This is a genomic window from Sediminimonas qiaohouensis DSM 21189 (assembly GCF_000423645.1).
Taxonomy (GTDB): Bacteria; Pseudomonadota; Alphaproteobacteria; order Rhodobacterales; family Rhodobacteraceae; genus Sediminimonas; species Sediminimonas qiaohouensis.
Genome location: NZ_AUIJ01000013.1, coordinates 49,533 through 70,388 on the forward strand (window position 1 = coordinate 49,533; position 20,856 = coordinate 70,388).

The 20,856-nt window shown below is 63.5% G+C and carries 20 protein-coding genes, 1 other RNA gene and 1 pseudogene; 10 read left to right on the top strand and 12 right to left on the bottom strand.

All coding sequences use genetic code 11. The annotated features are described in order from the left end of the window. Positions 1 to 72: 72 nt before the first annotated feature. The 4 genes from mepA to G568_RS0111930 form a co-directional block, all read right to left on the bottom strand. Positions 73 to 993 carry a penicillin-insensitive murein endopeptidase gene (gene mepA / locus G568_RS0111915; RefSeq protein WP_037374072.1) on the bottom strand — a complete coding sequence of 307 codons (921 nt, stop codon included), beginning with the start codon at positions 991 to 993 and terminating at the stop codon, positions 73 to 75. Continuing rightward, on the bottom strand, positions 972 to 2,321 hold the full coding sequence (locus G568_RS0111920) for an MFS transporter (protein WP_026758254.1): 1,350 nt from the start codon (positions 2,319 to 2,321) through the stop codon (positions 972 to 974). Before G568_RS0111920 ends, mepA begins: the two co-directional genes overlap by 22 nt. An 82-nt stretch (positions 2,322 to 2,403) precedes the next feature. Beyond that, entirely contained in the window at positions 2,404 to 3,105 is a 702-nt protein-coding gene (locus G568_RS0111925; RefSeq protein WP_026758255.1) for a response regulator transcription factor, read from the bottom strand. Continuing rightward, positions 3,102 to 5,042, bottom strand: a complete 1,941-nt coding sequence (locus G568_RS0111930) for a hybrid sensor histidine kinase/response regulator (RefSeq protein ID WP_026758256.1) — start codon at positions 5,040 to 5,042, stop codon at positions 3,102 to 3,104. The genes G568_RS0111925 and G568_RS0111930 overlap by 4 nt, the downstream gene beginning before the upstream one ends. Before the next feature lie 236 nt (positions 5,043 to 5,278). Between G568_RS0111930 and G568_RS0111935 the strand changes: the two genes are divergently transcribed. From G568_RS0111935 to G568_RS20285, 9 genes and pseudogenes are all read left to right on the top strand, one after another. Further along, entirely contained in the window at positions 5,279 to 7,222 is a 1,944-nt protein-coding gene (locus G568_RS0111935) for an AMP-binding protein (RefSeq protein WP_026758257.1), read from the top strand. Then, positions 7,219 to 8,040: an ABC transporter ATP-binding protein gene (locus tag G568_RS0111940; protein ID WP_157084394.1), complete on the top strand. Its 822-nt coding sequence runs from the start codon at positions 7,219 to 7,221 to the stop codon at positions 8,038 to 8,040. The genes G568_RS0111935 and G568_RS0111940 overlap by 4 nt, the downstream gene beginning before the upstream one ends. Positions 8,041 to 8,122: 82 nt before the next feature. Continuing rightward, entirely contained in the window at positions 8,123 to 9,109 is a 987-nt protein-coding gene (locus G568_RS0111945; protein ID WP_026758259.1) for a branched-chain amino acid ABC transporter permease, read from the top strand. Positions 9,110 to 9,111: 2 nt separating this feature from the next. Continuing rightward, positions 9,112 to 9,342 carry a hypothetical protein gene (locus tag G568_RS0111950; RefSeq protein WP_026758260.1) on the top strand — a complete coding sequence of 77 codons (231 nt, stop codon included), beginning with the start codon at positions 9,112 to 9,114 and terminating at the stop codon, positions 9,340 to 9,342. Between the two features lie 6 nt (positions 9,343 to 9,348). Beyond that, positions 9,349 to 10,425 (top strand): branched-chain amino acid ABC transporter permease, encoded by a 1,077-nt coding sequence (locus G568_RS0111955; protein ID WP_026758261.1) that lies wholly within the window; start codon positions 9,349 to 9,351, stop codon positions 10,423 to 10,425. Between the two features lie 73 nt (positions 10,426 to 10,498). Next, positions 10,499 to 11,782 (top strand): ABC transporter substrate-binding protein, encoded by a 1,284-nt coding sequence (locus tag G568_RS0111960; RefSeq protein WP_026758262.1) that lies wholly within the window; start codon positions 10,499 to 10,501, stop codon positions 11,780 to 11,782. 69 nt (positions 11,783 to 11,851) lie between these two features. Beyond that, a complete protein-coding gene (locus G568_RS0111965) occupies positions 11,852 to 12,676 on the top strand; it encodes an ABC transporter ATP-binding protein (RefSeq protein ID WP_026758263.1) in 825 nt (274 codons plus the stop codon). An 84-nt stretch (positions 12,677 to 12,760) separates the two neighbouring features. Continuing rightward, positions 12,761 to 13,981 (top strand): phenylacetate--CoA ligase family protein, encoded by a 1,221-nt coding sequence (locus G568_RS0111970; RefSeq protein ID WP_026758264.1) that lies wholly within the window; start codon positions 12,761 to 12,763, stop codon positions 13,979 to 13,981. A gap of 349 nt (positions 13,982 to 14,330) precedes the next feature. Next, positions 14,331 to 14,516: pseudogene (locus tag G568_RS20285) on the top strand (IS110 family transposase); the annotation flags it as partial. Between the two features lie 48 nt (positions 14,517 to 14,564). Here G568_RS20285 and G568_RS0111975 read toward each other — a convergent pair. The 7 genes from G568_RS0111975 to gatC form a co-directional block, all read right to left on the bottom strand. Further along, positions 14,565 to 15,263 carry a VIT1/CCC1 transporter family protein gene (locus G568_RS0111975; protein ID WP_026758265.1) on the bottom strand — a complete coding sequence of 233 codons (699 nt, stop codon included), beginning with the start codon at positions 15,261 to 15,263 and terminating at the stop codon, positions 14,565 to 14,567. Between the two features lie 94 nt (positions 15,264 to 15,357). Next, the gene (gene rpmG, locus G568_RS0111980) at positions 15,358 to 15,525 is read right to left on the bottom strand and encodes a 50S ribosomal protein L33 (protein ID WP_026758266.1); all 168 of its coding nucleotides are present in this window, start codon (positions 15,523 to 15,525) and stop codon (positions 15,358 to 15,360) included. Positions 15,526 to 15,629: 104 nt separating this feature from the next. Next, positions 15,630 to 16,036: RNase P RNA component class A (gene rnpB / locus G568_RS19695), an RNA gene on the bottom strand. A 12-nt stretch (positions 16,037 to 16,048) separates the two neighbouring features. Next, positions 16,049 to 16,771: an N-acetylmuramoyl-L-alanine amidase gene (locus G568_RS0111985; protein ID WP_483826389.1), complete on the bottom strand. Its 723-nt coding sequence runs from the start codon at positions 16,769 to 16,771 to the stop codon at positions 16,049 to 16,051. Continuing rightward, entirely contained in the window at positions 16,768 to 17,577 is an 810-nt protein-coding gene (locus G568_RS0111990; protein ID WP_037374074.1) for a hypothetical protein, read from the bottom strand. The genes G568_RS0111985 and G568_RS0111990 overlap by 4 nt, the downstream gene beginning before the upstream one ends. Before the next feature lie 35 nt (positions 17,578 to 17,612). Further along, a complete protein-coding gene (gene gatA / locus G568_RS0111995; protein WP_026758269.1) occupies positions 17,613 to 19,094 on the bottom strand; it encodes an Asp-tRNA(Asn)/Glu-tRNA(Gln) amidotransferase subunit GatA in 1,482 nt (493 codons plus the stop codon). Beyond that, a complete protein-coding gene (gene gatC / locus G568_RS0112000) occupies positions 19,094 to 19,381 on the bottom strand; it encodes an Asp-tRNA(Asn)/Glu-tRNA(Gln) amidotransferase subunit GatC (protein WP_026758270.1) in 288 nt (95 codons plus the stop codon). The genes gatA and gatC overlap by 1 nt, the downstream gene beginning before the upstream one ends. Positions 19,382 to 19,547: 166 nt before the next feature. Between gatC and G568_RS0112005 the strand changes: the two genes are divergently transcribed. Further along, positions 19,548 to 20,243, top strand: coding sequence for a metal-dependent hydrolase (locus tag G568_RS0112005; protein ID WP_026758271.1), 696 nt, complete (start codon positions 19,548 to 19,550; stop codon positions 20,241 to 20,243). Between the two features lie 148 nt (positions 20,244 to 20,391). Here G568_RS0112005 and G568_RS0112010 read toward each other — a convergent pair whose 3' ends face one another. Continuing rightward, positions 20,392 to 20,841 carry a nucleoside deaminase gene (locus G568_RS0112010; protein ID WP_026758272.1) on the bottom strand — a complete coding sequence of 150 codons (450 nt, stop codon included), beginning with the start codon at positions 20,839 to 20,841 and terminating at the stop codon, positions 20,392 to 20,394. Positions 20,842 to 20,856: the final 15 nt, after the last annotated feature.

Consider the following 20,856-nt stretch of genomic DNA (forward strand, 5'->3'; position numbering starts at 1 on the left):
CATGCCGGGTGCGGGGCATTTACGCCCGGCTGAGCTTCTTGGCAAGCCCGCGTATCATGCCTTGCCGCCTTATCAGGGCTTGGTCACGACGCCGACGCATTGGCCGGGAAGGTCGGCAAGGGTTTTTTCCTTGCGCGGCTTGGGTTTGGGGGCATCGGGGTCGGGCGGCGGCGGGTTAAGGATGTTATTCACCCATTCCTGCGCCCCTTCGCAGCCGTCGCCCGGCGGCGGTGGTGTTTGGTTGACGCATCCCTCCACGCCCTCGGGGCATTTCAGGCGCACGTGGAAATGGTAGTGATGGCCCCACCACGGCCGGATCTTGCGCAGCCATGCGCGATCGCCTGTCTCGTCCTTGCACATCCGCACCTTGGCGCCGGGAAACACGAAGATCCGCGCGGTGCGAGGGTCTTGTGCGGCGGCCTTGATCACCTCGTGATGCGCCCGGGTCCAGTTGTCGTTCACATAAGCGCCGCGCGCCCGGCGCATCGAGATGGACGAGATGTTCTCACGCTCGCTGCGCGATAGCGTCAGGGATTTGGGCGGACGCATCCAGATATCGGCGTCCAGACCGATCTGGTGGCTGCGATGCCCCGATAGCATCGGCCCGCCGCGCGGCTGACTGATGTCGCCGACATAAAGCCCCGACCACCCGGGTTGTTGCGCCGCCTTGGCACTTAATTTCTGGATCAGGTCGATCGTTTCGGGGTGGCCCCAATTGCGGTTGCGCGACAGGCGCATCGCCTGCCATGTCGGGCCGGTCTCGGGCAACTGCCTGGCCCCGGCCAGGCATCCACCGGCGTAGCCGCCATAGGCAGCGGGGCTATGCTCGGATCCTTGGGTGTGTTTGCCGAACAGGTTTTTCGCGGGAACGCCGCGCATGTGTTGCGGTATTTCCTGGCGAGTCGATATCTGGGCGCCATCGCGCGAGACGCTTGGTGCCGCGCACCCTGCCAGAATGGCGGCAGCAGCGATCAGTCGGGTGATCCTTGCCATGATACACCATCTCCATCAGCCTTGACCCACCATAGCAGGAAAAGCCCGAGAAGGAAAAGAACGACAAGCGGTGTGACGCCCAATTGCTGGCTTTGTGTCCAACTGGTCATCACGCCAATCGACAGCGGTGCGATGAACGAGGTTGCCTTTCCCGCAAGCGCATAGAGGCCAAACGCCTCTGCCATGCGGTCCGGGTTGGCTTGGCGCACCATCATGGACCGGCTGGCGGCCTGAATGATGCCGCCGGCCGCGCCGATTGTCGCCCCCAACAGGTAGAAGGTCACGTCGGGCACGATCGAGCTGGACGCGACAGGGATTCCATAGACGCCCTCGCGCGATACGAACACGATGGAAATGGCGACGAAAGTCAGCACCAATATGCAGAATGTAATCACGGGCTTGGGGCCGAACCGTTCATCGGCATGCCCGCCGACCCAGGCAAAGAGTGCCCCGGATATGATGGCCAGGATGCCGAAAATGCCGGTATCCACAACGGTCCAGTCCAGAACCCCGGCGGCGTAGATGCCGCCGAACACGTACATCCCGTTGAGCGCATCGCGGTAGAACATCGAACTGCCCAGGTAGGCGAACAGCGACGGTGTCTTTGGCAGCGCGCGCAACGTCTCAAGTACCTCCCCCAGGGCCTTCTTGACGGCACCCTTGGGGGCTTTGGTCGGTTTCGGGTCGCGCACCCACAGGAAGAACGGGATCATGAACGCCGCGTACCAGATCGCCGTCAGCGGCCCCACCGCGCGCGTACCTTCGCGCGCCTCCGGGTCCAACCCGAATGCCGGGTCCAGCCCGACAAGCGTTTTGCCGGTGTCCGCGCTTTCGGCCAGGAACACCAGCATGATCACCAGCGACACCAACCCGCCAAGATACCCAAAGGCCCAGCCATTGCCGGAGATGCGGCCGATCTCTTGTTTCGTGCCCAGATCGGGAAGCATGGAGTTGGTAAAGATCGTTGCGAACTCCATCCCGATCATGCCGATGGCGAAGAACACCAGCGTTATGTAAAGGTTGAAATTCCCCGGCGCCGCCCACCACAGCGCGAATGAGCCAACGACATACGCCCCGGAAAACAGCCAGATCCAGCGCAGCCTGTTGCCCGAAATATCCGCAAGCGCGCCCAGTATGGGCGCCAACAGCGCGATGATGACGCCGGCGGCCCCGATGCCAAAGCCCCACGCCGATTGCGCGGCGGTGCCGTCTGCCATCAGTTCCTTGATGTAGGGGGCGAAGATGAAGGTCAGCAAAAGGGTGTTGTAGGGTTGGCTGGCCCAATCGAAAAAGAACCATCCCCAAATGCGCTTGCGCTTCGTTGTCATGACTGCTCCGTGCCCCGGTGTTTTCGCGCGATAAGACAGCTAAACCGTGACAAGGGCAAGACAAACCTGCCGCACGCAGGGTTCAGTTCCACTGAACCTCGCCCAGGAAAATGTAGCCGGCGCCGTAGATTGTCTTGATCAGGCGGGGGTTCTTGGGGTCTTCGCGCAGCTTGGTGCGCAGCCGCGAAATGCGCACGTCCATCGCGCGGTCAAAGCTCTCGCCGGCGGCCCCGCCAAGGGTTTCTTGCATCACTGCGCGGCTGATCAGGCGCTTGGGCCGGTCAAGGAAAAGCCGCAGCACCTCGCCCTCTGCATGGGAAAACGGCGTTTCCTGCCCGGCGTCGTCCTCAAGGATGTACCTGTCGAAATGCGCGGTCCAGCCCGCAAATCGCGCGGTTTCGCTTGATTGCTGGGCGGGCTGGCCGCGGCGCAGGCGGGCACGGATGCGCGCCACCACTTCGGATGGGTCGAACGGTTTGATGATGTAGTCGTCCGCACCCAGTTCCAGACCAGTCACCCGGTCCTGCACTTGCGCCCGCCCCGAGATGATGATCACGGTCGCCCCCTGTTCAAGCGCCAGCCGGTGCACCAGCGTCAGCCCGTCGCGGTCTGGCAGTGACAGATCGACAAGGCACACGTCGGGCGTGGCAGTTTGCAAGGCGGCCTCGAACTCGGTCGCGCGGGCAAACCCCATGGTGCGAAACCCCGCCTCTTCCAGCGCATCGGATAGCATCGCCCGAATGGCCGGTTCATCATCCAGGATCGTCACAAGCGGGGCTGTCATGGATGATGATCCTTCGGTTGCAGGAAATCTGTCAGGGCCGCGGCGGAAAATGGTTTGCGCAGCACCGGCGCACGGGCTGCTGCGGCAAGGTGCATGGGATCATCCGGCGGTAGGGAGGTCATCAGCCGGCAAGGCGGCGGTGTATCGGTTTCGGCCAGCCTGTCCAGCAGGTCCAGCCCGGTCGCGTCGCCTTCAAGGTGGATGTCTGACAGCACGAGAGAAATGCCCGGCACCTCGTTCAGCAGGACCATCGCCTCGTCCACGCTGGCCGCTTCGATCACGGCGTTGCCGGCGTCTGTCAGCATGGCGCGCACACCCTCGCGCAGGTCGGGGCTGTCTTCGATCAACAGAACCAGCCCGGGCGCGGCATGCGCGGGTGCCGGCGCGGGGCGCAGGGGCAATCGCATCGTGACCTGACCGCCCTGTTTGGGCGGATTGGCAAGCCGGACATGGCCGCCGGCAAGCTTGGTCATGTCATACACCATCGCCAGGCCCAGCCCCGAACCCTCCCCGCCCTTCGTGGAGAAAAACGGCTCAAGCGCATGGTCCAGAGCGGCGGGTGAGAACCCGGGCCCGCTGTCGGTGACGGAGAATTCGGCCCAGGTGTCCTGCACCGGGTGGACGTCAAGCGTGATGGTCCCGGTGTCGCCGCAGGCATCCCGTGCGTTCAGGATCAGGTTCAGCAGCGAATCCTGCAGCATGCCACTGTCCAGAAGCAGAGCTTCGTTGGCGATCTCGTTGGAGATATTCAGCGAGATACCGGGCGGCAGGGCCGGTGCGGCCAGCGTTTCCAGATCCGCCAGAAGCGCGGGCAGGTCGGTGGGCGCCGGGTGCCATTCCCGTGCGCCGGTAATGTCGGCAATCCGGTTAAGCAAGCCGCCCCCGCGATTGGCCGCCGACAGCGTTGCGGCGATCAGGTCACGCGCCTGTTGCGGCAGCTCCATGCGCTGCAGTCGCGATTGGCTGCCCAGGATGATCGTCAGAAGGTTCGAGAAATCATGCGCCATGCCACTGGTCAGTTGCGCGGCCATTTCGCGCCTGCGGGTCTGTTGCAGGGCGGTGCGTGCCTGCGTTTCCTCGGTCACGTCCATCGACAGTATGTAGACCCCGTTAATGCCGCCGTCCTCGGGGTCGCGGTCGGGGGTGAACGCCGCGCGTATCCTGCGCGAGCTGTCCTCGTCGGTGAACTCGAATACCGAGGGGCTACCGCCAAAGGCCGCGTCCAGGTGCGGGCGGATCGCGTCATAGGCCGATTGCCCAAGTGCCTCGCCGATATGGCGGCCCACGATACTTGAGGGGCGGCCGGGCATTACCGTGTTCAGGCGGCGGTTGGAAAAGGTATAGATGCGCTCGGGGTCCACGTGCGCGATATGCGCCGGCATCATTTCCGTGGTCAGCCGCGTGCGCGCCTCTGTCTCGGTGATTTGGCGCTTTGCCTCCTCCAGTGCGGTGATGGTGGATTCCAGCTTGCGGTTGGTGCTGGCCAGTTTCTCGGCATAGGACAGGACGCGATCGCTTAGTTCCTCGGAGCGGGCGCGCAGCAATGCCTCCTGCTGCTTGGTGTGGGTGATGTCGGTGTAGACGGTGACCCAGCCCCCTTGCGGCAGTGGCGATCCCTCGACGCTGATGGTGCGGCCGTCGGGGCGTGTTCGCTCCATGTAGTGCGGCTCAAACGCGCGGGCCTGCTCGACCCGCGATTTGACCGCCGCGTCGATGTCTTCGACGTCGCCATATTCGCCGCGCGTGACCAGGTAGCGGATCGTCTCCCCGAATTCCGCCCCCGGTTTGGTAAGCGATTGCGGCAGGTCGAACATTTCCTGGAAGGGACGGTTGCAAACCACCAGCCGCAGGTCACTGTCATAGATCGACAGCGCCTGTTGGATCAGGTTCAAACCCGCCATCGTCATGGCGGCCGTATCGGTGCGCCGTGGTGTCATGCATGCCTCTTGCAACATGCCATGGCTATCACTCTCCGCGAGACAGGCAAATAGGCCTGTCACGCCTGTTACAATTTGTAAGAATTGCGAAATGATCAGGAAAAAGTTGACGCAGAGGGTCTGACCTGCACCCATTGATCGGGGAAGAATCGCCGGTCAACCGGGGGCACCTGCCTGAAAAGAACGGGCATTTGGGAGGAACAGATTTGGCACAGTCGTCACAGGCGACGGATGGGCTGTCGTCCATACCGGCGCTTTTGAAGCGTAACGCTGCGGAATTCGGCCACAAGGCTGCATACCGGGAGAAAGAATTCGGCATCTGGCAAAGCTGGACGTGGAAGCAAGCCGCCGAAGAGATAGACAACCTGGCGCTTGGCCTGATCAACCTCGGGGTCGAAGAGGGTGACTTTGTCGCGATCATCGGCCGCAACCGGCCGTACCTCTATTGGTCAATGGTCGCCGCGCAGTCGGTCGGGGCGATCCCCGTGCCGCTCTATCAGGATGCCGCGGCCGAAGAGATGGCTTACGTGCTTGATCACTGCGGCGCGCGCTTTGTCATCGTCGAGGACCAGGAGCAGGTCGACAAGGTGATCGAGGTGCAGGACCAGTTGCACCAGTTCGAGCATATGATCTACCTCGATCCAAAGGGGCTGCGGAAATACGATCATGCGCGCCTGCATGAGTTCGCTCATATTCAAGAGCAAGGCCACGCCGCACGCGACGAATTCACGCCTGAGCTGGAAAAGCGCCGCGCCAAGCTGGACTACTCCAGTGTTTGCGTGATGCTTTACACCTCGGGCACGACGGGCAAGCCAAAGGGCGTTGTCCTGTCGAACCGCAACGTCATCGAGAGCGCCAAGAACAGTGCCGCCTTCGATAACCTTGGCCCCAATGAAGAGGTGCTTGCCTATCTGCCGATGGCATGGGTGGGCGATTTCATCTTTTCCATCGGTCAGTCCTATTGGTGCGGATTCTGCGTCAACTGCCCCGAGAACGCGGACACGATGATGATTGACCTGCGCGAGATCGGGCCGACTTACTACTTCGCGCCTCCGCGGGTGTTCGAGACGCAGTTGACCAACGTCATGATCCGGATGGAGGACGCGGGCCGGTTAAAGAAATGGCTGTTCGATACCTTCATGGCACATGCGCGTAAGGTTGGGCCCGCTATCCTTGATGGCAAACCCGTCGGCGCGTGGGATCGGATCAAGTACGCCCTTGGCGATCTGTTCATCTACGGCCCGCTAAAGAACACGCTTGGTTTCAGCCGTGTGCGCGTCGGCTACACCGCCGGCGAGGCGATCGGCCCGGAAATCTTTGATTTCTATCGCTCTTTGGGGATCAACCTGAAGCAGCTCTATGGTCAGACCGAGGCGACCGTGTTCATCACGGTGCAGCCCGACGGCGAAGTGCGCAGCGATACCGTGGGTGTCCCGGCGCCGGGTGTCGAACTGAAGATCAGCGACGATGGAGAGGTCTTTTATCGCAGTCCCGGCGTGTTCGAAAACTACTACAAGAACCCCGAAAGCACCGCCGATACCAAGGATCCGGATGGCTGGGTCGCAACGGGCGATGCGGGCTTTATCGAAGAAGACACCGGGCACCTGCGCATCATCGACCGCGCCAAGGATGTCGGCAAGATGTCCGATGGAAGCCTGTTCGCGCCTAAGTATGTCGAGAACAAGCTCAAGTTCTACCCCAACATCTTAGAGGCGGTGGTGTTCGGCAACGAGCGCGAAAAGTGCATGGCCTTCATCAACATCGACCTGAGTGCCGTGGGCAACTGGGCCGAGCGCAACAACATTGCATACTCGTCCTACCAGGAGCTGGCCGGACACCCGAAGGTGCTGCAAACCGTTCAGGAACACGTGGAAGAGGTCAACAAATCCGTGGCCGAAGACCCGATGCTATCGGGGTGCCAGGTGCATCGCTTCTTGATCTTGCACAAGGAACTGGACGCCGATGACGGCGAGATGACCCGCACCCGAAAGGTGCGCCGCCGTATCGTCGAAGACAAGTATAGCGACCTTATCACCGCGCTTTACGACGGCTCGAAAGAGATCTTCACCAAGACCGAGGTGACCTACGAGGACGGGCGCAAGGGCTCGATCAGTGCGACACTTGAGATCAGGGACGCGGCCGTGGTGCCGGTGACCCCGCAAAAGGTGGCAGCGGAATGAACCAGATGACAGAAGAAGGCTACGTCACCGAAGACGGACGCACCATTGGCGGTAAGCTGATGGAAATGAAGCACATTTCGCTGCGGTTCGGCGGGGTCAAGGCGATCACCGATATCAGCTTTGATATCCGCGAGGGCGAGATCCGCGCGATCATCGGGCCGAACGGGGCGGGGAAGTCCTCGATGCTGAACGTCGTCAGCGGATTTTACGTGCCGCAAGAGGGCGAAGTTTGGTTCCGCGGCGAGAAGCGCCCGCAGATGCGCCCCTACGAAGTGGCCCGCCAGGGCATCGCCCGCACGTTCCAGAACATCGCCCTGTTCGAGGGTATGAGCGTTCTGGACAACGTGATGACGGGGCGCCTGACGCATATGCAAACGGGCATCGCGGCGCAGGCCCTGTGGAAGGGCAAAGCCGAGCGCGAAGAGGTCGAAAACCGCGAGTTCGTTGAAAAGATTATCGATTTTCTGGAAATCCAGGCGATCCGCAAAACGCCGGTGGCGAACCTGCCATACGGCATGAAAAAGCGCGTCGAGCTTGCCCGTGCCTTGGCGGCCGAGCCCAAGCTGCTGCTGCTGGACGAGCCCATGGCGGGCATGAACGTCGAGGAAAAAGAGGACATGAGCCGCTTCGTTCTCGATGTGAATGACGAGTTCGGCACGACCATCGCCCTGATTGAACACGACATGGGCGTGGTTATGGATCTTAGCGACCGGGTCGTCGTCATGGATTACGGCAAGAAGATCGGCGACGGAACGCCGGACGAGGTTCGCAACAACCAGGACGTCATCGACGCCTATCTGGGGGTGTCACATGACTGATTTTTTCACGTCGGTAAAACGTCGGTATCGCGTCGGTAAGCCGACAGTGCCGCAGCGTAACGCGAAAACGGAGGCTTGATCCATGCCTGAACAGGTACTTTGGGGAATGGAGGTCTTCCTGAACGGCCTCATGGCGGGCGTGCTCTATGCGCTGGTCGCTCTTGGCTTTGTCCTGATCTTCAAGGCGTCCGGGATTTTCAACTTCAGCCAGGGCGTGATGGCCCTTTTCGCGGCGCTGACGCTGGTGGGCATCATGGAAGGGCAGGTTCCATTCAGTCACTTGATCAATGCCGCCCTTGGCACCGATGTGCACCATTTCGGATGGCACGTGCCGGCCTTTGCCGCGATTTTGCTGACAATGGGGGTGATGGTCCTGCTGGCCTGGGCGGTGAACCAGTTCATTTTCCGGCATCTCGTTGGACAAGAGCCGATCATCCTGTTCATGGCAACAATCGGCTTGGCGTATTTCCTGGAAGGGTTCGGCGACATCATGTGGGGCAGCGACATCAAGAAGCTTGATGTCGGCCTTCCGCAGGGGATCAACGGCATGATCGATGAGGTCACTTACAACATCTTTGGCTACGGCTTCTTCATCGACAATCTTGATATATGGGCAACCGTGATCGCGGCGTTGCTGGTGATCGTGCTGACCATATACAGCCAGTATTCCAAGCAAGGCCGCGCCCTGCGCGCCGTGGCGGATGACCACCAGGCGGCGCTGTCGGTCGGTATTTCGCTCAAGTTCATCTGGGTTCTGGTCTGGTCCATCGCCGGGTTCGTTGCCCTCGTGGCGGGGATCATGTGGGGCACCAAGTCGGGCGTTCAGTTCTCGCTATCGCTGATCGCGCTCAAGGCTCTGCCGGTGCTGATGCTGGGCGGCTTCACCTCGATCCCCGGCGCCATCGTTGGGGGCCTGATCATCGGCGTGGGTGAGAAACTGTTCGAGTTCCTTGTCGGGTCCATGATTGGCGGGGCGACCGAGAACTGGTTCGCCTATGTTCTCGCCCTGATTTTCCTCGTGTTCCGGCCGCAGGGCCTGTTCGGCGAGAAGATCATCGAGAGGGTATAGATATGCGCAAGCTGATTGCCATAGCAAACGTGATCGCCTGGTCGGGGTTCTGGGCTTTCGGCTACCTGGCGATCACGGCCGAGGGCCTCAGCGAGCGGCAGCTTCTGATCGCTGCCATGCTGGCAGGGTTTGGGTTTTTGACCGGGATCGTGACCTATCTCAATCTGTCTGCGCCCAAGCGCGCCACGTCGAACAACCCGGCGACCAAAGCCGGGACCATGCAGGAAGGGTAACAAGAGATGTTCTATCGCGAAGCGGGGGATTTCAAGACGTCCTACAAGGACGACAATCAGACCTTCCCGATCAAGTTCGACCGCTACCGCTACTACGCCGTCCTTTTGTTCGGCTTTGCCGTGGTGCCATTCCTGATCGATGACTATTGGGTGAACGCCATTTTCATGCCGTTCCTGATCTATGCCATTGCCGCGATCGGGCTGAATATCCTTGTCGGCTATTGCGGGCAGGTCAGTCTCGGCACCGGCGGGTTCATGGCGGTCGGGGCCTACGCGGTTTACAAGCTGATGACCGCGTTTCCGGATGTGAATATCTTTTTCCACGTGATCATCGCCGGGGCAATCACGGCAATAGTTGGTTTGCTGTTCGGCCTTCCATCCCTGCGGATCAAGGGGTTCTACCTTGCCGTGGCGACGCTGGCGGCGCAGTTCTTCCTGGTGTGGTTGTTCAACCGCGTTCCGTGGTTCTACAACTACTCGGCCTCGGGACAGATCAGCGCGCCCGAGCGCACCGTTTTCGGCGTTCCGGTCACCGGAGCGGAAACCAGCGCATGGGCCACCTACCTGTTCTGCCTTGTCTTTGTGTTCCTGAGCGCGATTGTTGCGCGCAACCTCACGCGCGGTAGCGTTGGCCGCAAATGGATGGCGATCCGGGACATGGATATCGCCGCCGAGATCATTGGCGTTAACCCGCTCAAGGCCAAGCTGAGTGCCTTTGCGATTTCATCCTTCTTCATCGGCATCTCGGGCGCGCTGTTCTTTGCCGTCTATCTAGGGGCTGTCGAAGTGGGCGAGGCGTTCGGTATCAACAAGTCGTTCCTGGTGCTGTTCATGGTCATCATTGGCGGTCTCGGGTCGATATTCGGCTCGTTCGCGGGGGCGGCATTTCTTGTGCTGTTGCCTGTCCTTCTGAAGAATACGCTGGTTGGCGGACTTGGCTGGCCGACCGATTTGGCTGCGCACCTGGAGTTCATGATTGTCGGCGGTTTGATCATCACGTTCCTCGTGGCCGAGCCGCATGGGTTGGCGCAGCTATGGCGCGTGGCCAAGCAAAAACTGAGACTCTGGCCTTTCCCGCACTGAGTGTGGGGTGGGCACCTGTTCGGGGGCAACCCTGATATCACCATCGGAAAAAAACCAAGGGAGGATATACCCGATGAAACTGAAACTGATTACTGCCGCTGCCGCCACGTTGATGGCCGCAGCCCCGGCAATGGCGGAACTCGTGTTCCCGTCATTGTCCTATCGCACGGGTCCCTACGCGGCCAACGGCATCCCGTTCGCGGATGGCTACGCGGATTACTTCACGCTGTTGAATGAGCGCGACGGCGGCATCGGCGGCGAGCCGATCCGCATGGTCGAGTGCGAAACCGGCTACAACACCGAGAAGGGTGTTGAGTGCTACGAGGCCACCAAGGGCGAAGGCTCACTGGTGTATCAGCCGCTTTCGACCGGGATCACCTATCAGTTGATCCCCAAAGTCACCGCGGACGGCATTCCGATGCATTCGATGGGCTATGGCCGGACCTCGGCCAAGAACGGCGAGGTGTTCCGCAATATCTTCAACTATCCCGCCAACTACTGGGACGGCGCCAGCCACGCGGTGACGCACATCCTGAACGAGAACGATGGCGACATCAGCGACAAGACCATCGCGCTGGTTTACCACAACTCGGCCTACGGCAAGGAGCCGATCCGCACGCTGGAGGAGCTGAGCAAGAAGCACGGCTATGACCTGACGCTGCTGCCGGTGGATCACCCCGGCCAGGAGCAGAAGTCGCAGTGGCTGCAAATCCGCCGTGAAAAGCCAGATTATGTCGTGATGTGGGGCTGGGGCGTTATGAACCAGGTCGCCATCCAGGAAGCCGTGAACATCCGCTATCCGATGGAAAACTTCATCGGCATCTGGTGGTCCGGGTCCGAGAACGACGTGAAGCCGGCCGGCGCGGGCGCCCATGGTTACAAGGCGCTGACCTTCCACAACTTCGGCACCGACTATCCGCTCTATGATGACCTGCAGGAGTATGTCATCGACGCGGGCAAGGCAGCCGGCGCCGGCGATCAGGTTGGCACCGTGCTTTACAACCGCGGCATGTACGCGGCGATGCTTGCAGCAGAAGCAGCCAAGACGGCCCAGGAAATCCACGGCACTAGCGCGATCACCTCTGAGATGATGCGTGACGGCATGGAGGCCCTGGAGATGACCGAAGAGAAGATGGCCGAGCTTGGCCTGCCGAACTTCGGTCCGGAATTCACCGTGACCTGCGAAAACCACGGCGGCAACGGCTATGGCGCCGTTGCGCAGTGGGATGCAGAAGCCGGTGAATGGAACATGATCACCGACTACTTCCAGTCGGACCAGGAGGTTCTTGCGCCGCTGATCGAGGCGGATTCCATGGCTTATGCCGAGGAAAACGACATCGAGCCTGGCTGCGACTGATCCACGACACGCATCCCGGCCGCATCCCTGCGGCCGGGATCACCCCGACAGATTTGGAAAGAGAATCCCATGCTGGATGCCGGTCACACAGACGAGACCCTTCTCGAGGTCAACAACATCGAAGTGATCTACAATCACGTGATCCTCGTGCTCAAGGGGGTTAGCCTCAAGGTGCCCAAGGGCGGCATCACTGCCCTTCTGGGTGGCAATGGCGCGGGTAAGACGACGACGCTCAAGGCCATTTCGAACCTTTTGCATTCCGAGCGCGGCGAAGTGACCAAGGGCAACATCAAGTACCTGGGCGAGCGCGTGCAAGATCAGACGCCGACCGCCCTGGTTGAAAAGGGTGTCGTGCAGGTGATGGAGGGCCGTCACTGCTTTGAGCACCTCACGGTCGAGGAAAACCTGATGACCGGCGCCTATACCCGCAAGGACGGCAAGGGCGCGATCAACGCGGATCTTGAGATGGTCTATGACTATTTCCCGCGCCTGCGCGAGCGCCGCAAGAGCCAGGCGGGCTATACCTCGGGTGGGGAACAACAGATGGTCGCGATTGGCCGCGCATTGATGTCGCGGCCCACGATGATCCTTTTGGACGAGCCGAGCATGGGCCTTGCGCCGCAGTTGGTCGAAGAGATTTTTGGCATCGTCAAAAGCCTCAATGAAAATGAGGGCAACACGTTCCTGTTGGCCGAGCAGAACACCAACGTGGCGCTGCGGTTTGCGCATTATGGCTATATTCTCGAATCCGGTCGCGTCGTGATGGACGGCCCGGCCGATGACCTTCGTGAAAACCCGGACGTGAAGGAATTCTACCTCGGCATGTCGGACGAGGGGCGCAAGAGCTTCCGCGACGTGCGCAGCTACCGCCGCCGCAAGCGTTGGCTGAGCTGATGGTTTGAGCGGGGTATCGCCCCGCTCCCATCACAGACCGCCACCACCCGCATCTGCCTGTCCCTTTTTGAAAGAGTGCTTCCTATGAGCCACTATTTTGATGAAATGGAAGCGCGCTCGCCGCAGGATCGCGAGACCGCGATCGCCCGCGCGCTGCCAGCCCAAATCGCCCGTGCCAAGGAATTGCCGGGGTATCGTGGCGCGCTTGATGGCGTCGACCCCGCCACGATTACCCGCGCGGCGGATCTTGCGGCGCTTCCGGTGTTGCGCAAATCGGATCTGAGCCGGGCGCAGGCCGATAATGGGCCCTTTGGCGGGCTGACGACGCGGCCCGCCAGCGGGTTTGCGCATATCTTCCAATCCCCCGGTCCGATCTACGAACCGGGCGGCGCCGCGCATGACTGGTGGCGCATGGGCCGCTTTTTGCATGCCTGTGGAATTGGGCAGGGCGATATCGTCCAGAACTGCTTTGGCTATCACCTGACGCCCGCCGGGATGATCTTTGAATCCGGCGCGCGTGCGGTTGGCGCGGCTGTTGTGCCCGCGGGCACCGGGCAGACCGAGCTACAGGTGCGCGCGGCGGCCGATATCGGCGTCACCGCCTATGCCGGGACGCCCGATTACCTGAAGATCATCCTCGATAAGGCCGACGAGATGGGCGTGCCCCTGTCGATTACCCGCGCGGCCGTGGGTGGCGGGGCGCTGTTCCCGTCGCTGCGCCAGGAATACGCGAACCGGGGGATCACCTGTTTGCAATGCTATGCTACCGCCGATCTGGGCAACATCGCGTATGAATCCGAGGCGATGGAAGGCATGATCGTGGATGAAAGCGTGATCGTCGAGATCGTGACGCCGGGCACCGGCGATCCGGTCGAGCCGGGGCAGGTGGGCGAGGTGGTTGTTACCACGCTCAACCCCGATTACCCGCTGATCCGCTTTGCCACCGGGGACCTCAGCGCCGTTCTTGAGGGGCTGAGCCCCTGCGGCCGGACCAACATGCGCATCAAGGGGTGGATGGGACGCGCCGACCAGACGACCAAGATCAAGGGCATGTTCGTGCGCCCCGAACAGGTGGCCGAACTGGTCTCGCGCCACGACGACATTGCCCGCGCCCGCGTGATCGCCACCCGCGAGGGCGAGATGGACGTGATGACCGTGCAGATCGAGGCATCGGGCGGCGCGGCAGACAGTTTTGCCGATACGGTGCGCGATGTGCTCAAGCTCAAGGGGCAGGTCGAAGTGGTGAACCCCGGCAGCCTGCCCAACGACGGCAAGGTGATCGAGGACCGGCGCAGCTACGACTGAGCGGGGGTCGGCCTGCTGCTGCCGTTGAGAGACTGGCCCGGGAGCCGCGCAGTGCCCGCCCGTCACGCCGGAGGCGTGCCGAGGATAAGCGGCGCGCCTTCGGTGCGACGGGGGCGGCCCGGCGCTGCGCGGCGGCGCGTACCGCGCCTTGTCTTATGACTTTTTCGGTTCCATGCGATGATGGGGTCACCGCACGCCACGCCACTCATGGCGTGCGGTGGCGGCGGTTGGATCGTTTCGCGCCCGGTCTGTCAGGACCGTAATCAAGTGAGATCGACCGCCGTCTTCGCATGAGGCCTGAACGGATACGCAGCGGCACGTCGCCCGCTCGGGCCTGGTGCGCGACCGGACCGCCCTGATGACCCGGCAATCCGGCACCTGGCGCGGCAAGGCGAGGATAGAGGGCGGGCGCAGACACCTGCGTGAAGCCGGAAAACCTCACAAGGTCGCGCTCACCGCACTCATGCGAAAACTCGTTCAACTCGCCAACACACTCATCCGCGAGGACAGGACATGGCACCCAAAACCCGATTGACACGGACGGATACTCGATTCCGCGTGCGGGGGAGGGCGCCCGCGCCGCTCAGGCCATCGTCACGCCGAACAGGCGCCCGACGCCGGCGGTGACGGCCATCGCGACCGAGCCCCAGAACAGCACCCGCAGCACCCCGGGGCGGATCGGCGCGCCGCCCATATGCGCGCCCACCGCGCCCAGCCCCATCAGCGCCAGCAGCGTCATCGCCGCCACCACCGCCAGGCTCATCGGCACCGGGGCCGTCGGCATCACCAACACCCCCAACAGCGGCAGCCCCGCCCCCACCGCGAAACTGACGGCGGATGTCCACGCCGCCTGCAATGGGTCGGCGGCGCCTTCCTCCCACAGGCCCAGCTCGGATCGCGCATGCGCGGCCAGCGCGTCATGCTCTGTCATCTGCTCGGCCACCTGCCGGGCAAGGGCGTCCTGCACCCCGTTATCGGTGAAATGCGCCGTCAGCTCGTCCAGCTCATAGTCGGGATCCTCGTGCAAGGCGCGGCGCTCGCGCTCCAAATCCGCCGCCTCGGTATCCGATTGCGCCGAGACCGAGACATACTCCCCCGCCGCCATCGAAAACGCCCCCGCCGTCAGCCCCGCAAGCCCGGTCAGCACGACGTTGGCATGGTCCATCCCCGCCGCGATCACCCCCACCAGAAGGCTGGCCGTGGACACGATCCCGTCATTGGCACCAAGAACCGAAGCCCTCAGCCACCCGGTGCGATTCACATAGTGCCCTTCCTTCGGCATGGCCTGATCCTGCAACTCATTTTCAAAGGGGCGGACATGAAAAAGGCCACGCGCGCTGCGTGGCCTGATCCGCGTGTCGAAAGGCACAGATCGCTTACTTGATCTTGCCTTCCTTGTATTCGACATGCTTGCGCGCAACGGGATCGTATTTGCGCATGGTCATCTTCTCGGTCATCGTGCGGGCGTTCTTCTTGGTCACATAGAAATGGCCCGTGCCCGCGGTCGAGTTCAGACGGATCTTGATTGTCGTCGGCTTCGCCATTGGTACTCTCCTGCGCCGGGCAGACGCTCCGCCCGTGAAATTCTCATGAACCTCGCCTTTTACGCATGGCGCGGCGCGAGTCAACCGCATAACCGGCATAAATAACGCGCGGAGGGCCTGTAAGCCGGATTCTGTCCCCGCACCTTGCGGCACGGTGGATGACCATTCCTCTGGACGCGCGGTTACCCGCCCGCCTCAAGCTGCCAACCCGGGCCCCCGGGCCAAGACGTGCCCTGCGGTGATATCGGCGCATGCGCCCCGATCAACCCGCGCGGGGCCCCTATTCGGCATTGCTCCCGGTGGGGCTTGCCGTGCGGGCGCTGTTGCCAGCCCCCCGGTGGGCTCTTACCCCACCGTTTCACCCTTACCGGCCGCGCGGGCCGGCGGTTTGTTTTCTGTGGCGCTTTCCCTCGGGTTTCCCCGGCCGGGCGTTACCCGGCACCGTTGCCTTGTGGAGTCCGGACTTTCCTCGACGCGGACGATGCCGCGCCGCGGCCATCCAGCCCTCCGCGCGTCTTGGCATCTATGCGCTCGTATTGCCCCGGTCAACGGGAAAACGCCGCGCCAGATCGGTGGCCACGCCCATATCCGCCGCCGCCAGCGGCCCGCGCCCCCACGGCCGGAACCTGAGCCGCAGCGCCGCCAGAAGGGCCGCGTCGCCCGCCCGCATATCGTACCCGACCCGCCCCGCCAGCGCGCGAAACCGCGCCGCGTCGGGCGGGCCTGCCGCGCCACCGGCCATATCGGGCCAAACCGATAGACCCGCCCGCGCCAGCCGCCGCCAATCGAACCGCGCGCCGGGGTCGAACTTGCGCTCGGGCGCCATGTCGGAATGGGCAATGACCCGCTCGGGCCGGATGCGCCAGCGGTCCATGACGCCCGCCAATAGCGCCTCAAGCGCCCGCATCTGCGGCTCGGGAAACGGATGATCGCCCCGATTGGCCAGCTCGATCCCGATCGAGGCCGAGTTGACATCGTCCACCGTACCCCACCGGCCCGTGCCCGCGTGCCACGCGCGGCCCGCTTCACCCACCAGTTGCCACAGTCGCCCGCGCTCGCAGATCAGGTAATGCGCAGAAACCTCCGCCTGCGGATCGCACAGCCGCTCCAACGCCGCCTCGGCGCTGTCCATCGCGGTGTAATGCAAAACCACCGTATCGGGCAGCACCCCGCCCCGCCGCGCACCATGATTGGGCGAGGGATGCCACCGCGCCCCGTCATGCGGCGCACCGGGCACGGGGATCACTCTCCGCTGCCGCCGCGCGCGCTACGGAACGGCGCGGGGTCCCAATCGCAGGCAAATCCGTCGCCATCGGGGTCAAGGCCCAAGCGATCCCGCTCGGGGCCGCCGCGCTCAAGGAAATCGATCTGCGCCTGGTCCGCCGACGGGTATTTGCGGCAGTTGCGCTGCATCCGCCCCTCGGTGTCAAACAGCGTCATCCGATTATAAAGCGGCGTGCCCACCGGGTTCGTCGTACGCAGGGCGTAGGCCACGATATTCGGCCCCTCCTTGCCCTCGCGCGGGGGCAGGGCTTCGGGCTGCACCAGCTCGTATTCCTGGCGGTTGCGGGCGATCCTGTCGGCGTCGTCGTCGATGCTACGCAGGCCCGCGACATCCTCGAAATCGTTTTCCTGCGAAATGCCCATCTCGTTCACCGCCTCGGGCGGCGGGTTGTTCGGATCGGCCTGCAGCGGCTCCTCGCCCGAATTGAGCGCGGCGGCGGTGTCGGCGGCAAGCTGCTCGACCGGGTCGGCCTCTTCCTGCCCCCCGTCCTGCGCGGTGCCCTGCTCATCCTCGGGCAATGGCGCCATCGCCTGCCCCGTCGCCGAAAGCGGCGCGCCGGTTTGCCCGCCCGACTGCGGCAAGGGCGCGGCGGATGCCCCCGCCTGCTGCTGCCCGCTCAACTGCGCCTCGCGCGCGGCCTGTTGCTGGGCATAACTGTCGTAATCGCCAAAGCCCACACCCGCGCCGCTGTCGGGCACGCTGGGGGTGCAGCCCGCCAACGCCGCAATAGCGGCCCCAAGGGCCGCGCCATAGATCGAATACCGCATACTTGATCCTGCCTGATCGTGGTTTTAGCGGCGTTCTACCACCATTGCGCGGGCTTTTCCACAAACCCCGCCGCGCTTTCCAGCGCATAGGCGGTGTTCAGCAGATCGCCCTCTTCCCACGGCCGCCCGATCAGTTGCAGGCCCAGCGGCAAACCCGCCCCGTTCAAGCCCGCAGGCACGCTGATCCCCGGCAACCCGGCCAGGTTCACCGTGACCGTGAACACATCGTTCAGGTACATCTGCACCGGGTCCGCATCGCTCATCTCGTCCAGGCCAAACGCCGCCGATGGCGTGGCCGGCGTCAGGATCGCATCGACGCCTGCCTCGAACGCCTGGTCGAAATCGCGCTTGATCAGCGTGCGCACCTTGCGGGCGCGGTTGTAATAGGCGTCATAGAACCCCGCCGACAACACGTAGGTGCCCACCATCACGCGGCGCTGCACCTCGGCGCCAAAGCCCTCGGCGCGGGTTTTCTCGTACATCTCGGTGATGCCCTCGCCCGCCTCCAGCGTGGCACGGTGGCCATAGCGCACCCCGTCATACCGCGCCAGGTTGCTGGACGCCTCCGCCGGCGCGATCACGTAATAGGCCGGCAGCGCGTATTTCGTGTGCGGTAGCGAAATATCGCGGATCTCGGCGCCGGCATCGCGCAGCATCTCGGTGCCGCGGCTCCACAAGGCCTCGATCTCCTCGGGCATGCCCTCCATCCGGTATTCGCGCGGGATGCCGATCACCTTGCCGCGAATGTCGCCGGTCAGCATCGCCTCGAAATCGGGCACCGGGATGTCGGCGCTGGTGCTGTCCATCGGGTCATGCCCGGCCATCGCGCCCAGCATGATCGCCGCGTCGCGCACACTCTTGGTCATCGGGCCGGCTTGGTCCAGCGAGCTGGCAAACGCCACGATCCCCCAGCGCGAGCAGCGTCCGTAGGTCGGCTTGATCCCCACGATGCCGGTAAACGCTGCCGGTTGCCGGATCGAGCCGCCGGTGTCGGTGCCCGTCGCCGCGATGCACAGATCGGCCGCCACCGCCGCCGCCGATCCGCCCGACGATCCGCCCGGCGTCAGCGCCCGGTCGTCCACCTTCCACGGGTTGACGGCATCGCCGTAGACGCTGGTCTCGTTCGAGCTACCCATAGCGAATTCGTCCATGTTCAGCTTGCCCAGCATCACGCCACCCGCCGCGCGCAGGTTGCGCGTCACGGTCGATTCGTATTGCGGGCGGAACCCCTCAAGGATGCGGCTCGCCGCCTGGCTCGGCACCCCCTCGGTGCAGAACAGATCCTTGATGCCCAGCGGAATACCGCACAGATCGGGCGCATCGCCCGCCTGGATGCGCGCGTCGGCCTCGGTCGCCTGCGCCCGCGCCAGATCCGAGGTGTCATGCACGAACGCATTGAGCGCTCCGGCCGCGCCGATCCGCTCAAGGCAGCTCTCGGTCAACTCCGCGCTGGTCAGTTCTCCGGCGCGCAGCGCATCGCGCGCCTGCGCCAGGGTCATCTTGCTCATGTCAGACATCATTCCACCACCTTCGGCACCGCGAAAAAGCCCTCTCGCGCGTCGGGCGCATTGGCCAGGACCTTGTCCTGCTGATGGCCGTCGGTCACCACGTCCTCGCGCCGCTTCAGGCGCATCGGCGTGACGCTGGTCATCGGCTCGACGCCCTCGACATCCACCTCGCCAAGCTGCTCGATGAAGCCAAGGATCGTGTTGAATTCAGCCGCCAGTTCCGGCAGCGCGTCATCACTCACGCGGATGCGCGCCAGTTTCGCCACGCGCGCGGCGGTCTCAAGATCGATGGACATGGCCAAGCTCCGTATTCCTGTCGCCCCCGCGTTTAGCGCCCCCGCCGCGCGCCTGCAAGCGTCTCGCCCGCGCGCGCCCTCTGGCCGTGGCCGGCAAGCGTGATAGGCTACCCCCGATCGACCTGTTCACAATCAAGTCCGTTCACAAGCAAGAAGGACCAAGGCAATGAAACTCACATGGCTCGGCCATTCCGGCTTCCGCATCGAGATCGGCAACCAGACCCTGCTGGTTGACCCCTGGGTCACCGGCAACCCCATGTTCCCCGAGGACCGGCGCGCCGAGGCGATCAAGGGCGCCACCCACGTCCTGGTCACCCACGGCCATTTCGACCACGTCAACGACGCCGCCCCCATCGCACAAGAGCTGGGCATTCCCGTCGTCACCATCTTCGACCTGGCCGGATGGCTGGAACAACAGCACGGCATCGAAACGGTGGGCTTTAACAAGGGCGGCACGGTGATGCTGGGCGACGTAGCGGTGACCATGGTCAACGCGGCGCATTCCTCCTCGCTGGCCGGCGCCGATGGCACGCCTGTCTACACCGGGCACGAATCGGGCTTCATGATCGCGGGCGAGGGGCGCACGATCTATGTCTCGGGCGACACGGACGTGATGGCCGATATGGAGGTGCTGGCCGACCTGCACCACCCCGATATCGGCATCCTGTGCGCAGGCGGCCACTTCACCATGGACATGAAACGCGCCGCCTACGCCGCCAAGCGGTTCTTCAACTTCAAAACCGTGATCCCCTGCCACTACAAGACCTTTCCCCTGTTGGAGCAATCGGCGGACGCGCTCATCGCGGCCCTGCCCGGCGTCGACGTGATCGAGCCCGAGGTGCTCACACCCATCACGATCTGACCTGGCCCCCAAGCGCGGCGGGGGGCGCTGCCCCCCATCGCCTGGCGGCGCTCCCCCCGGAGTATTTGGGGCAAGATGAAGCACAAGGGTCTCTCATGCCCTTCATCTTGCCCACAAATACTCCCGCCGGAGGCGGTCCCACGGGGGGTTACCGGCGCGCGGCGAAAAAGGTCTTGAGCAGCGCCTCGGCCTGCGCCGCGCCGATGCCGTCATAGATTTCGGGCACGTGGTGGCATTGCGGGTGGCTGAAGATGCGCGGGCCCTGCGCGATGCCGCCCGACTTGGGATCGGCCGCGCCGTAGTAAAGCCGCGCGATGCGCGCCGCCGATATCGCCTGCGCGCACATCGGGCACGGCTCCAGCGTGACATAGAGCGCGCAGCCGGTCAGCCGCTCGCTGCCCAGCGCGGCGCAGGCGGCGCGAATGGCCAGCATCTCGGCATGCGCGGTCGGGTCGCGCAGCTCCAGCGTGCGATTACCCGCGCGCGCCTTGATGTCCCCATCCGGCCCGGCGATCACCGCGCCCACCGGCACCTCGCCGCGCGCGGCGGCGGCGCGCGCCTCGTCAAGGGCGGCCTGCATGTGGCTGTTGAACTCCATGCCCCTGATTGCCCC